This is a genomic window from Spiroplasma endosymbiont of Seladonia tumulorum (assembly GCF_964020235.1).
Taxonomy (GTDB): domain Bacteria; phylum Bacillota_I; class Bacilli_A; order Mycoplasmatales; family Mycoplasmataceae; genus Spiroplasma.
In genome coordinates this window covers 958,430-974,330 of record NZ_OZ026545.1, presented here as the reverse complement: position 1 = coordinate 974,330, position 15,901 = coordinate 958,430, and the positions used below count along the sequence as shown (strand labels likewise).

The 15,901-nt window shown below is 23.4% G+C and carries 16 protein-coding genes; 10 read left to right on the top strand and 6 right to left on the bottom strand.

Going from position 1 to position 15,901, the window contains the following annotated elements; all coding sequences use genetic code 4:
- Nucleotides 1-26 precede the first annotated feature (26 nt).
- Nucleotides 27-1,763, bottom strand: coding sequence for a hypothetical protein (locus AACL22_RS06165; RefSeq protein WP_338989481.1), 1,737 nt, complete (start codon nucleotides 1,761-1,763; stop codon nucleotides 27-29).
- Between the two features lie 104 nt (nucleotides 1,764-1,867).
- Between AACL22_RS06165 and AACL22_RS06160 the strand changes: the two genes are divergently transcribed.
- The 8 genes from AACL22_RS06160 (at nucleotide 1,868) to AACL22_RS06125 (ending at nucleotide 10,195) form a co-directional block, all read left to right on the top strand.
- Complete coding sequence (locus tag AACL22_RS06160; RefSeq protein WP_338989482.1) at nucleotides 1,868-3,193, top strand: Mbov_0401 family ICE element transposase-like protein; 1,326 nt, start codon at nucleotides 1,868-1,870, stop codon at nucleotides 3,191-3,193.
- A gap of 369 nt (nucleotides 3,194-3,562) precedes the next feature.
- Nucleotides 3,563-3,727: a hypothetical protein gene (locus tag AACL22_RS06155; protein WP_338990445.1), complete on the top strand. Its 165-nt coding sequence runs from the start codon at nucleotides 3,563-3,565 to the stop codon at nucleotides 3,725-3,727.
- A gap of 456 nt (nucleotides 3,728-4,183) precedes the next feature.
- Nucleotides 4,184-4,318: a hypothetical protein gene (locus AACL22_RS06150; protein ID WP_338990443.1), complete on the top strand. Its 135-nt coding sequence runs from the start codon at nucleotides 4,184-4,186 to the stop codon at nucleotides 4,316-4,318.
- Between the two features lie 172 nt (nucleotides 4,319-4,490).
- Nucleotides 4,491-4,775, top strand: coding sequence for a pts system IIb component protein (locus AACL22_RS06145; protein WP_338990441.1), 285 nt, complete (start codon nucleotides 4,491-4,493; stop codon nucleotides 4,773-4,775).
- A gap of 81 nt (nucleotides 4,776-4,856) precedes the next feature.
- A complete protein-coding gene (locus tag AACL22_RS06140) occupies nucleotides 4,857-5,045 on the top strand; it encodes a hypothetical protein (RefSeq protein ID WP_338990439.1) in 189 nt (62 codons plus the stop codon).
- A gap of 75 nt (nucleotides 5,046-5,120) precedes the next feature.
- Nucleotides 5,121-7,835 (top strand): magnesium-translocating P-type ATPase, encoded by a 2,715-nt coding sequence (mgtA, locus tag AACL22_RS06135; protein ID WP_338990436.1) that lies wholly within the window; start codon nucleotides 5,121-5,123, stop codon nucleotides 7,833-7,835.
- A 189-nt stretch (nucleotides 7,836-8,024) separates the two neighbouring features.
- Nucleotides 8,025-9,590: an APC family permease gene (locus tag AACL22_RS06130; protein ID WP_338990434.1), complete on the top strand. Its 1,566-nt coding sequence runs from the start codon at nucleotides 8,025-8,027 to the stop codon at nucleotides 9,588-9,590.
- A 101-nt stretch (nucleotides 9,591-9,691) separates the two neighbouring features.
- Entirely contained in the window at nucleotides 9,692-10,195 is a 504-nt protein-coding gene (locus tag AACL22_RS06125) for a hypothetical protein (RefSeq protein WP_338990433.1), read from the top strand.
- Between the two features lie 540 nt (nucleotides 10,196-10,735).
- Here the strand turns inward: AACL22_RS06125 and AACL22_RS06120 are convergent.
- From AACL22_RS06120 to AACL22_RS06100, 5 genes are all read right to left on the bottom strand, one after another.
- Nucleotides 10,736-11,638: an IS30 family transposase gene (locus AACL22_RS06120; RefSeq protein ID WP_338990431.1), complete on the bottom strand. Its 903-nt coding sequence runs from the start codon at nucleotides 11,636-11,638 to the stop codon at nucleotides 10,736-10,738.
- Between the two features lie 43 nt (nucleotides 11,639-11,681).
- Nucleotides 11,682-11,858: a hypothetical protein gene (locus AACL22_RS06115; protein WP_338990429.1), complete on the bottom strand. Its 177-nt coding sequence runs from the start codon at nucleotides 11,856-11,858 to the stop codon at nucleotides 11,682-11,684.
- Between the two features lie 28 nt (nucleotides 11,859-11,886).
- Complete coding sequence (locus AACL22_RS06110) at nucleotides 11,887-12,393, bottom strand: IS3 family transposase (RefSeq protein WP_338993022.1); 507 nt, start codon at nucleotides 12,391-12,393, stop codon at nucleotides 11,887-11,889.
- A 140-nt stretch (nucleotides 12,394-12,533) separates the two neighbouring features.
- Nucleotides 12,534-12,797 (bottom strand): hypothetical protein, encoded by a 264-nt coding sequence (locus AACL22_RS06105; protein WP_338988671.1) that lies wholly within the window; start codon nucleotides 12,795-12,797, stop codon nucleotides 12,534-12,536.
- 93 nt (nucleotides 12,798-12,890) lie between these two features.
- A complete protein-coding gene (locus tag AACL22_RS06100; RefSeq protein WP_338990427.1) occupies nucleotides 12,891-13,127 on the bottom strand; it encodes a hypothetical protein in 237 nt (78 codons plus the stop codon).
- 287 nt (nucleotides 13,128-13,414) lie between these two features.
- Here AACL22_RS06100 and AACL22_RS06095 point away from each other — a divergent pair, with 287 nt between their 5' ends.
- Both AACL22_RS06095 and AACL22_RS06090 read left to right on the top strand, forming a co-directional pair.
- Nucleotides 13,415-13,993, top strand: coding sequence for a UPF0236 family transposase-like protein (locus tag AACL22_RS06095; RefSeq protein ID WP_338990425.1), 579 nt, complete (start codon nucleotides 13,415-13,417; stop codon nucleotides 13,991-13,993).
- 235 nt (nucleotides 13,994-14,228) lie between these two features.
- Nucleotides 14,229-14,759 carry a hypothetical protein gene (locus tag AACL22_RS06090; RefSeq protein WP_338990423.1) on the top strand — a complete coding sequence of 177 codons (531 nt, stop codon included), beginning with the start codon at nucleotides 14,229-14,231 and terminating at the stop codon, nucleotides 14,757-14,759.
- The last annotated feature ends 1,142 nt before the right edge of the window (nucleotides 14,760-15,901 follow it).

The following is a 15,901-nucleotide window of genomic DNA, read 5'->3' as shown; positions in this document are numbered from 1 at the left end:
ATTTTAGAAGGTTTTTAAAACCTTTTTTATATTTTCATTTTAAAACGATATGGATAAGAACCATAAAACAAAGCATCATATGGGTCATGGTACATTTTACTATCGGGTGTGTTTGTTTTGGTATCACTAAATCTTAGTTCACTAATGCACTTATCTAAAAATGGAAAATTATTTAAAATGCCATATATTTTGCCTTGGACAAACATTTTTCTTATTCATGTTACACGATTGATTATACCCGCTTCTTTATTCAACGAAGTTTGATGTTTTTTAGCTTTAAACATTTTAATTTTATAACCCAAATAAGGGTAAATATCTTCTTGCAATTTTTGCATAAAATCGTGGGCATTAATATCATAATGAAATGTAGCATATTCAAAACCATAAAATTTATCAAAAGTATTGATTATTCATTGTCCGTAATGTTCAACTATTTCATTTAAATTCATTGCGTTTTTTGGGGTAACAACATTTTCTTCAATTAAATATTTATCATATTCATTATTTTCATTAATTTTATAACCACTAAATAAAAACACCGTGTGGTCTTCACTACCATTAGCATAATCCACACCAATTGAATAACTATCAAATTGATACTGTTTTGTATTGGAATTATAAAAATCTTGTAAATTATACTCTTTAATATATTTACGATAATTTCGTAAAACATAAATACTGGGGTCATTATCGTTATATTCAAAACCGTAGTATTCAAGTTCAAATAAATCAGGTCGTTCTTGTTTGTTTGTTAAAACAAGTTTTTTAGTAATATTAGGTATTTTATTTCAAACAGCACCCATTGTTAATCGTAAATTAAAAATACCCAAACCATTAAATGCTTTTTTGTTTTCTGAATATACTTGATTGTGTTCTTTTAAAATATTTTTAATTCTTTCATTTAAGGGTAAATATGGGGTTACAAATTTTTCATAAAAGACATGGTACTTATCAAAAGGATTAAAAGTAAATTGATTAGAATATGTTTTATGAAAATATGTTGTTACTGTTATGTATTGTTTTGCTATGTTGTCTCATTCTTGAAATGTCCAAGATAATTCTGTTACTGGAATAGGATTATCTAAATTATATTGTTCATTATCATTTTCGTCTATATATTTTTCATAAGATACTTTTAAACTTTTTGAACGAAACATTGAAACTCTTAAATTATTATATCTTTTATCTAGTTCTTTGTCCGTTAAAATTTCTTTTTCTTCAGCATGTATCATTTCATCTGTTCACGCCGATATAATACCACTACCTTTACCAACTTTTCCCATAATTTTATTACCATTAGCATAACCCGCAAAAGCAATGCGAACACCACTAGGAAAAACAATTTCGCCACCTTCTTTAACATTTTTAGGTCAAACAATGCCATTTTCATTGTTAGGTCCTATATCAATCCCATATTTATCATATAGATAGTTGCAGACATTAATTGTATCGCCAAATGTAGTATCTTCGTGAGTGTTGGCATATCTTCGTAGAATATTAGATGAAGCATTGGTAAAATTACAAGCAAAAAATAATTTTTCTGCTAAATGATTTCATGTTTTATTAGTACCACGCCCCGCTGAAACAAACTTAAAAAAAGTTGGCGAAGTAAAATATCGGGCATAACTATCACCAACAAAATCTTTAAATACTTTTCAATCAAAGCCAAAATTATAGTCACTGAAATTTAAATCATATTTTTTATTTAAATGTTCATAACTAGTAATTCGTTTTTTGTTATTAATTTTTGTAAAATCTTGCATTTTTAATTAGCCTCCTTTTTTTTGATAAGATTATATGAAGTATTAAGTATCAATTAAGTATCATAATTTAAAAAAATTGTTTAATTACGAAAGGAAATTATAAAATGGAATTAAAACAAAATTTATTAGGAAATTATAAAGAAAATAAAAGAATAGAAACAAAAAATGAAACTAAAAATTTCTTGATTGAAAGAGATAATGAGATATTTAAATTATATCAACAAGGACAAATATTACAAGGATATAAGGTTGTATCAAAAATACCAAAAACAATTAGAACAGAAGATGGAGATATACCTTTAAAAAGAAGAAGATATGTTAAATATGATGAAGAAAAAAATGAATATATAAATCGCTATCCTTTGGATGAAGAATTAGGTTTAAAAAAATACCAAAGAAATGAACAAAATTTAATAAATAAAATTACTTCATTTATGGGTGATGGAAAAAGATATAAAGATATTTTAGATACTGTCGAAAACGCTAATATTAGTGAAAGAACAATATCTAATATTTTTAAAAATGCAGATTTAGAAGAAACCGATTACATTAGTAATAAAAATAACAATAAAATTAAAATTCCAAATAATGTTTTATATATTCAAGTTGACGGGGCTTTTGTGCCAATGCGAGAAAATAAAAAAAGAGTTGAAAATAAAATATTTCTTTCAACTATGCATGTTGGTGTTGATGAAGAAAAGTCAACAAAAACCAGAAAAAAAATGAAAAAGAAAAAAGGCGTTTTTCAAATGATGAATAAAAATCATAAGAATAAAAATGATAAATCTAATATTGATAATTTTATTGATAAAATTTTTAAATCAATGGATACTTATGATATTAATGAAGATAATAAAATATTAATATTAAGTGATGGTGAAAAACAAATTAAAAAAATTTATAGAGCAGTAAAAGCAAAATATAAAAATAACACTGTATCATATAGTTTAGATAAATTTCATTTATCAAATAGATTTAAACAATTATTCCCAAATCGAAATAGAATCAAAATTCATAGAATAAAATATAAATTAGCAAAAATATATTTCTTTACTGGAAATTATAAATTATTATTAGATTTTTTAATATGTCATTTACCATATGTTAATGGTAATAAAAAAATATTTTTATTAGAAACTATTGAATTAATTAAAAATAATAAAGAAGGAATTGAAAATCAAGCGTTAGAATATAATATTGGTTGTCATGTTGAAGGTGATGTATCACATTATATTAAGGCTGTTAAAGGGCGTGGCGCGAAAATATATTGTAAAGAAACATTTATCAATATGTTAATTGCTTCTATGTTAAAACTTAATAATCAAATTAATGATGAGAAAGTTGATAAAACTAATAAAAATAATAAAGAAAAAATTGAATTTAATATATTTAATTTAAATCAATCTCAAAATCAATTTTTATCTTTATAAAAAATAAAAAACCTGTTAAAATTACAATTAAACCAAGATAAAAAAGAAAAAAGTGGAGTAGGCTGTAAACCACCGAGCCTATTACTTTTAAAATAGATACCAACTCCACTTTGATTAATTATAATTATAACATTTTTATTTAATTGGTCAATAAATCATATTAATTGTTTTTTCTGTACTATTTTCAAAAGTATTTTTTAGTGTGTCAAAATTTATAATTTTATAAATTATTTCTTCAAATAAAAATTATGCTTTAAAAAAAGTTGAATTTTTTATAAATTTTGTTACAATTTAGTTATAAGCGAAACTTAATTTGTTTCTAATTACTTAATTTTATTAAAAACCTCAAAATAATGTATACTACCTAATTTGATCTTATTACTATTACAATATTTATTTGAAAAACCACGAGAAATTAACAATGATGGGTTTTTAGATGTTAATAAAAATATTCAAAGTACTAAAAATAAAAAAGAGAACCTTCAATTTAGTACTAATTTAGAACATATTTTACATAATTTGTTAGAAGGATAAAAAAGCAAAAGTGGTGAATGGTCAGCTAATAGAACTCTAATTTCAATTGTAGTAAAAGTTGATTGATGAATATCAACTACAACGATTAATATTAAATATGAAAAAATTCCGGCAAGTTGATGACAATTAACATCTGGGACAGAGGGACTTATTGATATTCTTTCTATTGATAAAATTAAAGTATTTATTAACCAATTATTTAATTACGATTTAACAACTGATTTATCAATAAAAGTAAAACTTATTAAGTGAGATTTTAATTTTTCAATTCCACTTAATGGACAAATTAAAAAACTTATACCATCAATATTAAAAATTAGTGGACATAGTAGTGATGCAATTGATAATACTGCTGTAGAATTAGTTAGTGGATTAGTTCAAATTGAATATCAGGATGAAAAAGGAGGGGCATGAAAAACAGCTACTGAAATTACTGATTTAGCATCAGCACTAGAAATGCGAATTAATATTAATAATATTAAGTTTAAAGTTAAATCAATTAATGATCCGATGATTTTACTTGTAACAACTAATCCGGATTTACATCTAATCTTTATTCCAGATATTGATTTTAAAATTTTTGGGAAATAGCTATTTTAAAAAAAGGAAAAGAATACTTTAATTATTAATTAACAGAAGTATTCTTTTTATTTTAAGAAATTATTGAATTAATTTAATGTAATAACATTTTATTGTTATGATTGCATTTTAAATTATAATCAGTATAATTTAAAAAAATTATAAGTAATAAATGGAGGTCTAAATGATAAAAATTGCTTTAATTTGTTCAGCAGGAATTAGTGCTAATCGAATTTTAGATAAGATTAATGATGTTATTGTTAAAAATAATTATGATATGCAATTTTTTGTGATAACACCAGAGCAATTAGATAATAATTACAATATTATTTTATTAGCTCCTCAAGTAGAATATTTATCAACAAAAGTAGTTGCTATTGCGAAGAATAGCAAAGTTGCTGTGTTACCATTAGAATTATATATTAATAATGATTCTAAAGGGATTATTGATTTTGTTAATATATTATAAGTTCAAATTTTTTGTTAAAAATTTTTGTTTTATTCAATTTTACGATTATTTTTTTAATAAGGTATATTTGCCTTATTTTTTATGCTAAAATATACAGGTATTATTTTTAAGAAAGAAAGAGTGGTGATTTCTATGCTTGGACAGCAGGAACAGTCCGGACTGTTTTTACAATTAAGCCGGATTATTAAGGGTATCAATTTTTACAAAAGTAATACATTATTTAATATTGTTTCTGACCATCAAGAAGATAATCACCGCAGTTATTTATAATTGCTACTATTTTTAGTTGTGTTAATTTGTCTTATTTTGTTGTGTCAAGAAACAAAGTAAGAGAGGAAACAAATCATGTTTGGAAAAGATAGAACAAAAGAAACTTTATTAAAAAAGCTAAGTTTTAATGATAAAAAATTAAAAGCATGTTCAAAACTTAACCAACCTGAATTATTAAACGAATTTAAAAGTAATAAGTTTGGGATAAAGACAGCTGATGTCGAAGATTTACAAAAAGAATATGGACACAATAAAGTAGATACTACTAAATTTAATTGAGTTCTAAACTTTTTTAAATCATTTTTTGGACCTTTTAATTTAGTCCTAATTGCGATTAGTATTTATAATTTTTATGAGTATTTTTCAACTCCTTTTGCAGAACGGGGAATTGCTGATATTTTACCAGCAATTATTGTAGCAGTTATGATTTTTGCAAGTGGAACAGTTGTTTATATTCAAACAATAAAAGCATATTTTGTAACGAAAAAATTAATTAATATTGTTAGTAATAAAGCAACAGTGATTCGAGATGGTAAGGGATATACTTACATTAATTACGAAAATATGTTTGAATTAATCAAAAAATCAGAAGATATTGATGTTCGTGATTTAGTACCAGGAGATTTGATTTACTTATCAAGTGGGGATATGGTTCCTGCTGATGTTCGTATTTTAGTTAGTCGTGATTTATTTATTAATCATGCTTCGTTAACCGGAGAATCAATGCCAGTTGAGAAACATGCAACAACAGATAAGGTTAATTTATTAGAATTAGAAAACATTTGTTTAATGGGTACAAGTGTTGTTTCAGGTAGTGCAATTGCAATAGTTATTCAAACGGGAGTTAAAACATATTTTTCGTCAATTTCAAGTGTATTGCAAGAAAAACGCCCTTTAACTAATTTTCAAACAGGAGTGCAACGAGTAACATTCCTATTAATTATGTTTGTGTTGATTATGGCACCAATTATTTACTTAATTTACTCAGGAACAAAAAGTGATTGATTAGGAGGAATAACATGAACAGCGGCAGCTATTGTTGGAATTATTCCTGAAATGCTGCCAATGATTGTGACAAGTAATTTAGCACGAGGAGCTCGTAAAATGAGCCGCAGTAAATTAGTATTTAAAAATTTAGGGGCAATTCAAAATTTAGGGGCAATTGATGTTTTATGTACAGATAAAACAGGAACTTTAACAAATGATAAAATTGAGTTAATTAATTATGCTAGTTTCGACAATAAAAAAGAACCAGATTTATTGAAATTATTATACTTAAATAGCTATTTTCAAACTGGAATTAAAAATCCACTAGATTCAGCAATTATTGATTATGTTAAAGAAAGTACACATTATTTTGCTCCTGATAAATATCAAAAAGTTGATGAAATTCCATTTGATTTTGAACGTCGTCGTTTAACAATTATTGTTAAAAATGCAGCAGATAAAAAATTAATTTCAAAAGGAGCAATTGAAGAAATTATTAATGTTTCAAATAAAATTTATTATCAAAATAAAATTGTTGACTTAGATGATGAAATGAGAAAACAAATCATTAAGACGGTAACTCGTTTGAATGATCAGGGATACCGTGTGTTAGGAATTGGTTATAAAGTTGTTAATGAAAATCAAAAGGTTTATAACATTAATGATGAAAAAGATTTAATTTTTTATGGTTATGCAACATTTTTAGATATTCCTAAACCATCAGCATCAAAAATGGTTAAAGTATTAGCTACTCGTGGTGTTGAATTAAAAATTTTAACAGGAGATAATGCTGCTGTAACGCGTTCAATTTGTGATCGTGTAGGAATGAAAATTAAAGGAATTATTTCTGGGGAAGAATTAGATAAATTGACTGACTATGAATTAAAACGTGCGGTTGAAATTAATAATGTTTTTGTTAAATTAAATCCAACGGAGAAATCACGAATTATTAGTTTGCTAAAAGCGAATAATCATGTTGTTGGTTTTATGGGTGATGGCATTAATGATGTGCCTGTATTACGACAAAGTGATATTGCAATTTCAGTTAATAATGCAACTGATGTTGCTAAGGAAGCATCAGATATTATTTTATTAGAAAAATCATTAGATGTAATTGAACAAGGAATTGAACAAGGACGTTTAACATTTGGAAATATTTTAAAATATATTAAAATAACAATGGCTTCACAATTTGGGAATGTTTTTACTTTAATTATTGTGGCTTGATGAATTCCATTTACGCCAATGTTGCCAGTTCAAATGTTATTTCAAAATTTAATTTATGATTTTTCACAATTTGCAGTCGTTTTTGACCGTGTTGATGAAGATTTCTTATTGCAACCACAGCGCTGACGTACAAAAGGTATGTTATCATTTACCTTTGTTAACGGCCCAATTAGTAGTGTTTTTGATGTAATAACCTTTATTATTTTGGGGTATGGGTTTGGTGTCTTTAGTGCATATCATGCTGATCCTACTTCGGCAAATGCCGCTTATCATGTTGCAATTTTTCAATCGGGTTGATTTATTGAAGGATTAATTACTCAAACCGTTGTTATGTTAATGTTTAGAACAAAACAAATTCCATTTATTCAATCAAAACCAACTTGATCAGTTAATGTTGCCACAGGAATTGTTGTATTATTAGGATTCTTAATTCCATATGCATTGAACAATGTCTTTCCAATGACAGCACCACCATTAGTATATATTCCAATCGTCATAGGAGTTATTGGAGCATATTGTATCACTGCTCAATTATCAAAAGTTGGTTATATTAAAGTGACAAAAAATTGATTATAAAATAATTTTAAAGATAGTTAAAAGGAATGTTTATTTATGATAACCATTCCTTTTAATTATTATTTTAATGTTAAAATAATTATCAGATTTATGTTAAAATTTTGATTATGGAATAATATACTAAGTATTATTTAAATTTTTATAGTTTTAAAAAACAATAAAAATAAGTAAAAATGATGAGGTGAAGTTATGCAGAAAAAAACAGCACAAAAATATGGATTTTTTATGTGCTTTTGTATGGTTGTTGGAACAGTTGTTGGAACAGGAATCTTTTTTAAAAATGAAGGTGTATATGGATTAACTAATGGGAATGGAGTTCTAGGTTTAATTGCATGGATAATTGGTGGTCTAATGGCTCTCTTATTTGGATTATCATTTATGGAAATTTCATCAGCAAAACAAGATTCAAATTCAGGTATTGCTTTGTATGCAAAGATGTTCGGGGGAAAATGGTTTGGTCGTGTAGTGAGAAACGCTATGAACCATATTTATATTCCGTTAACAACTTTTACTGTTGCTTATTATACAACAAAAGCTTCAATTTGAGCTTTTGGTGGTAGTTTGACCGCAGAAATCGTATTTAGTGAAAAAGTTGGAGGTTATGCTAATTATCAATTAATTTTAACGAGTTTTTCAATTATTTATACTGTTTTATTAATTTATATTTGTACTTATTTAGAAAAAACAGGAAAATATATTCAAATGACAACCGTTGTTTTAAAATTAATTCCATTAATTTTAATTGGGTTAATTGGAATGTTCTTTTTTAACAATGACCCTAATGCATTAAGAAAGAGTGGTTTAGGTGATCCTGATAAATATAAATTAGTTGCAAATAAAACTGGATTGGAAATGATTTTAATGGCTTTGCCAGGGATTCTATTTTCATTTGATGGTTTTTTATCAACAACATATATCCAAAAGGATGTTAAAAAACCAGAGCGAAATATTCCATTAGCTTTAGTATTAGGTTTAACATCAGTAACAATACTTTATTTACTTGTTTCAATTGGAACTTTAAATTTAGATGCTAAAGGAAGTGTTGCTGTTGCTGCGGGTAAAATTTTTAGTGATCCGGTTATTAATAAAATTTTTGAACGAATTATTTTCTTCTTTATTTTAATTAGTGCTTTTGGAACTTTAAATGGATATAGTTTTTCTTTAGTTAAGCTAAGTCATTCTTCGATTGAAGATAATTTTATTATTGGTGCAAAACTATGGAATAAAATTATGAAAAAATATAGTATTAATTTTGCAATTTTTTTAGCATCAGTTATGATTACATTAATATGAGGACTAATTATGGGTATTCCAACTATTTTTGCAAAAGAAACTTATAATTTTTACGATTTTATTAGTAATGCAGGTGTTGTGATGGCATTTCTAATGTATGGAACAATTATTGCTTTGGGAATATGAAATCGTTATCATCAACGGATTGCAACAATTAAAAATTGATATTTTCTTCCAGCTGCAGTTATTAGTGTACTTTGTATTATTGCTATTATTGGATATAATATCTATTCATATTTTTTAAATGCTATTGTAATGCCAGAAAAAACTGGTCCCATTTTAGCAATTGCATTATTATTGCTAATTTTTGTTTTGCCATGATTTGGGATATGAATGAAAGATAATGATACAATTAATAAAAAGTTAACTATAACAATGCCATTTAATGATAAAAATTCTAGTAAGGATTTAAAAAGAAATTTAGTAGAAAAGTCAGATACAAAAGAAAAGGATAAGACATAAATAATTTATTAAATGCTATAATGTTTTATTAATGTTCAACTTTGTTATAATAAAATAGTATTAATTTAAAGTTATATTAAAAAGAGAAAGGATATTATTTCATGAAAAAAATACTAGCTTTTTTAGGAACAATTAGTATAATTCCTAATGTAATACCTGTAATAGGTGCTGTAAGTATGTATGATAAACCAACAAGTTTAGCACAAACTAGTAGTAAAAGTAGCATAAATAAAATTACATATTCTTATAATTTTTTTACGGAAACAACAATTTTATATGCTGTTTTTGAACCCTCATTTTGAGAACATATTAAAGTTAATTATAGTATTAATAGCAAATTAGGTTTTAGTAATGTGTTGATAAATAGAATGTTTAAATCTGTTGAAATTGATTCAAATGTTAATGAAGAAAAATATCTTCTTGGATTAACAGAACAAATATATGATAATTGAGAGACTATTAATTCTGTTTGAAATAATAGTGATAAGTTGTCTCCTATTAAAATAGAAGTTTCAATTGCAAAACGAATGAATTCAGATTGATTTGACCTCCATAACATATTTTATGTTTCAAACTATATTTCTGCTACAATACAATCTAATTAACCAGTTTTTATTGTTAGGTTATTAAAAATAAGAGTACTAAAAATTTTAATGTATTCTTATTTTTTATTTATTATTAATTATGTTTTATTTAAATTATTTTCGTTATAATTAACATAAGAATAAAATTATGAGAGGCTAAAATAAAATTATTTAAAAAGGATAAAAAATATTATTGATTTAGGAATTTTATTACTTTAACCTTATTTGATTTATAAATTGTTAATATATGTGTTAAAAGTCCTAAATTTATAATTTAGGTAAAAATATTTTTTAAGAAAGGGGTCTTGGAATGGCAAAAATAATAACTAAATTTAAGGGAAATAATAAAGAGTTTAAGGGGTGTAAATTGTACTATGAAGTGTAGCACCCTATTTAATTTTATTATAACACCAATAAAATAAATGTTCAATATAATTTATTTTAAAAAAATTTAGTATTTTTGTTTTAAATTTATGAATTTTGGCACACTGAAAAATAAAATGATTAAAATTTTTATAGGTAATTATATTAAAAATTAAACATTTGTATAAAAACTTCTTTTTAAGATAGTCAATGTAAAGATTTTTTAAGTTTAGAGTTTATTATATTAGCAACTTCTTGATAATAATTTCTTGAATAAATACTTAAATCAATTCCTTTGGAAAATCAATGTCTAAAATCACGAATTGCTCTTTCAACTTTTGGTTTTTGAGTTGGAGTTCCAGCATCACAAAAATATACTTTAGCATTTGTTATTTTTTCAATTTTTTCTCAATCAGCAAATTCTTTGCCTTGATCTGTTATTATTCCTTTGCATCTATCTTTTAAAAATCTGTTAGAAAAAATTCGTTTTAATGCGTTTGTAACTTCTTTTGTTGTTTTTTCTTTTAATGGTTCAATAATTTTAAATTGGGTTAATTCTTCGATTAAAACTAAACAAACACTATTATTTTTACCAACCATAGTATCCATTTGAAATCAACCAAATTCATTTTTATCATGTTTTGCTTCTTCAATAGTTCTAAAATTTCTTATTTTTCCACGGTTATCAATTCGATTTTTTGTTTTATATTTTCTACCATGAAAATACAAATTATCTTTCTTGAAATTTAAAAATCCCAAATGAATATATTTATATAAAGTTTTAAAACATACCGGAAATTTAATACCAAACTCTTTTTCATATTTTTTACAGATTTGTTCTGGTGAATCATGAAATTTGTTATATTTTTCATCTAGTCATTCTAAAATATTTAGCAATAATGATGATTTTTTAAAACATTTTTGTCGTTTTTGTAAATAATCTTCGTGTGCTAATTTAGCGTCATATTCATTATCTTTTAACTTTTTTATTTCTTGTCTAATTGTATTGCGATTTTTATGCAATATTTTTGCTATTTTAGATATATTGGATTTACCATTTTTTCTTTTTAAAGAATCAAGTTCTAATAAATCTTTTAACATTAGAGTGCACCCATTTTAGTAAGTACTAATAAAAAAGTATTTACTATTTTTTAATTATATCTTTTTCTTTACGATTTGAATATCATGTATTTCATTTTATAACATCTTGTATATATTCTTCATGTGAATTATATATTTTATTATGGATTGTAGCTTTCATAAGTAATGAATGAAAACTTTCTATAACAATATTATCTGCACAGTGGTAATTTTTTCCCATTGAAATTGTAATACCGTTAGATAAACATTTATCGTGATAAATAGTGGATGTATATTGATATCCGTGATCTGAGTGAATTATTATTCCATTCAGATCTTTTTTTTATTAATTTTATTTTATTAATTGCATCATTTAAATTATCCATTACTAATTTATTGTCATTATATTTAGATCACTTTACATCAACTATTTCTTTAGTATATCCATCAATAATTGTTGATTGATAATATCTTTCTCCTTTTCAAATTAAATATGTTACATCAGTATATAGTACTGAAAACCTTGTTTTTATATCATTGAATTTACGATTAATTAAATCAGGATATTGCAATAAGCTTTTTTCTTTATTCTGTTTATATTTCATTTTTCTTCTCATTTTTCTTACATATTCAGGTTGTATTTGATTATCACGCATAATTCTTAAAACTTTTTTTGAATTATATTTTATACCATAATCTTCCTTTAAATATTTAGTAATTCTTCGATAACCAAATTGTTTTAAATTTTCTTCATAGACTTTTACAATATCATTTATTGCTTTTTTTTCTTTTTTGCTACTGTCATAATTTTTATATTTATCTCAATAACTACGTTTTAACCCTGTTACTTCTAGTAATAATTTTATTGAATATTCACAAAAATTTTGTTTAATAAAAGAGACAATTCTTAGTTTGCTTAATTGTAAAAGTCATGGAGCTTTTTTAATAATTCATACCTTGTTTTATAATATTCTAAATTTCTTTTGCCAAAAGAAATTTTAGGTCCTTTAGGATTGTTTAATTTTCCTTTTTTATGATTTGCTCATCAAGATTCTACTGTATTTGCATTTATATTATATTGTTTTGCTACTATTCAACAACTTTTTTGTTTAATTTCCTCAATGATTTTTGTTCTAAATTCTGATGTATATTTGTTATATTTTTGTCCTTTTTTTGCCATATAAAAATGCACCCCCTATAAAAATTTAGCAAAATCTTTTTTTATTTTACTTACTTTTTGGGTGCACTCTATTAAAAATCTCTTTTTATATTTTTATCTTGGTTTAAATGTAATTTTAACAGCACTATTACTATTATTTTTAATACCCAATACATTTGGATTATTAATATCTAATGTAATATCTTTATCATTACCAAAATATTTTCGTTTTCTATAAGCATCCATATAATAAAACTGTAAAAGTGGCAACATTACTTTTGTAAATCTAAATTGCTCTATTTTACGATAAAAAGTTGCCAAACTTGCTGTTTTTGGATTAAATTCTTTCATTTTTTACTCCTTTTTGCATATTAAAATTGCTATTATTTAAACAATATGATTAAATAAAAGAGTAATTAATCCTGAAAATATAACAAAAGAACCAACTTGGTTCTTTTTTTATTACCTATATTTTACATCAAAATAAAAAAAGTAAATTATTTTACTTTTTTCAGTTAAATTAATTTGCTAATAATTAACATTTTAATTATAACACAATAAATAAAAAATAATATCTTTTTTTGCATTTTTATTATTTTTGTGCTAAAGTCCTAAACTATAGAAAAGAGGGTATAAAAATGATAAATGTTGATAACAATTTTAAAAAGAATTTTATTAATTTATTAAATATACAAAGTATTGAAATTATTCAACAAAGTTTAGAAGATTGTGATGAATGAATTTTAAAAAATTATAAAATTGATGAAACTTTAAAAGAATTTAAAAATTATAAAGTAAAAGAAATAAAACCAAGAAAATTAACTATTTTAAATGGGAAAATAACTTTTAAAAGAAGAAAATATTATAAAATTAATCAAGAAACAGGTAAAGAAGAATATATTTTTCCTTTGGATAAACTTTTAGGAATTAAAAAATGACAAAGAATAGATAATTCTGTTAAAGAAAAAATATTATCATTTATTGGCAATAAAAAAACATATCAAGATATTTTAGATACTATGGAACATGTAAAAATTTGTATAAAAACAATTTCAAATATTATGAAAAATGCAAAAATTGATAAAGAATATTATATTAATAAAACTGATAAAAAAATAAAGGTACCTAATACTTTATATATTCAAATTGATGGAACTTATTTAAAAATGTGAAATGAAAATAAAAAGGGGAAAGAAAAAAAAAAAAAAAAAACATAGTATATTTTCAACTGTTCATACTGGTTTTTATAAAACAAAATCAACTAAAAAAAGACCTGTAATTGCAAATAAATTAGGAGTTATAGAACTAGATAATATTCCAGAATATATTTAAAAAAATAGTAAATTAATTAATTTTGTTAGTAAATTACTTACATTAATTACAAGTTATTATGATATTAATGACAATATTGAATTTATGGTATTAGGAGATGGTGCACCTTGAATTAAAAATATGGCAAAATTTATTCAAGAATATTTTCCTAAAAATAAAGTACATTACACGATAGATAAATTTCACCTTACAAGTAGATTAAAAAAATTATATCCTTATCAAAGTAAAAACAAAGAAAACAGAGAAACATACCATAAAGCAGTCGATTATTTTTTTAATGGTAAATATGAAGAATTATTAGAACGCTTAGAAAACAGTGCTTCTTTTATAAAAGAATCAAAAATGAAATTCTTAAAAGAGACAATTAAATTAATTAAAAATAATGAAGAAGGTGTCAGAAATCAAACATTATGAAATAATATTGGTTGTCATATTGAGGGTGATATATCACATTACTGTAAAGGTGTTTTGGTTAAAAAAGCAACTTATCATGAAAAAACTCTTAAAAATAAATTAAATACTAGTATGATGAATTTTAAAAATAAAATTAATTTATTTAATACTAATGAACCATTAGAAGAAAATAGAATTAATTATTCAGTTAATAATTTTGTAAATAATAATTTACAACCAAACTTATATTTTTATTAATTTTATCTAATAAATTAAATAACTTTAATAAACATGTATTTTTGTCGTGGAAAAATTTAAAAAATGTTAAAATATTGTTGACAATAAAATTAAAAGTAATATAATTTAGATAAGTAAGTGGTATTTTTATTCCACAATTTCTAAGATATTAATTAAAACCCTTAAATAATACATACAGCCTAATAAACAAATCTCATCACAGATAGAAAATAATAACTATTCTTGATGAGATACTGTTTCTTCTCTTTGAAAAATAGGAATTAGAAAATCCGAAGAAGTTAAAAAGTTTTTATTAGAAAAAGTTGAAAATATTAAAAATTGTTTAGAAAATTTAATTTTTAGTAATATTTATAAAAATTTATCTTATGAAGAACCTTATCCTTTTGCATTTAGAGACAATAGTTTTATTGTTGATTTTGAAGAATTACAAACTTTAAGAGATTCTCAGGTTCAAAATATTATATTTGATTATTTTAATAATAATATTTATTTACAAACTAGAAAAAATAATACTTTATATAAAATTAAAGAAAACGGAAATTTACAATTAATAAAATCCGGAGATATTAATGGTTTTTCATTAGACAATAATATAAACAAAAATGTTTATATTTTTACGACTAAAAAACTTTATAAAAATAATGTTTATAATATAGAGGAAGAAATTAGTAATCTTAATTTTATTTATTTTTCATTAGATAATGAAAATAATATTATTCTTAAGGTCAATAGTTATGATTAAAATATAGATTTTTTAAATTTAATTAAACATGACGAAAAAGAAGATATTCCGCAAAATATTGATGATATTTATAAATTAAGAAAAGTTTATTTTTCAAAAAGTATTGATTCCTTTAATTTTGATAAATATAATAATATTTATTTAACATCATTTAATAAATTATATTTATTAAGAAAATACGATATTAACCCCATAGAAATAAGTGGAGAATTTAGTAATGACAATTATACGGGCTGAAAATTTTATGCTTTAGATAATGACATTTTTATATTTTCTGATAAAAAATTTTATCATCTTAAATCTGGACAAACCTTAGTTGAAGAAATTTCAATTCCAGATATTAATGATCATTATTTAGATAATGAACAAGAAAATTTTTATATTGCAACTAAAAAGAGTA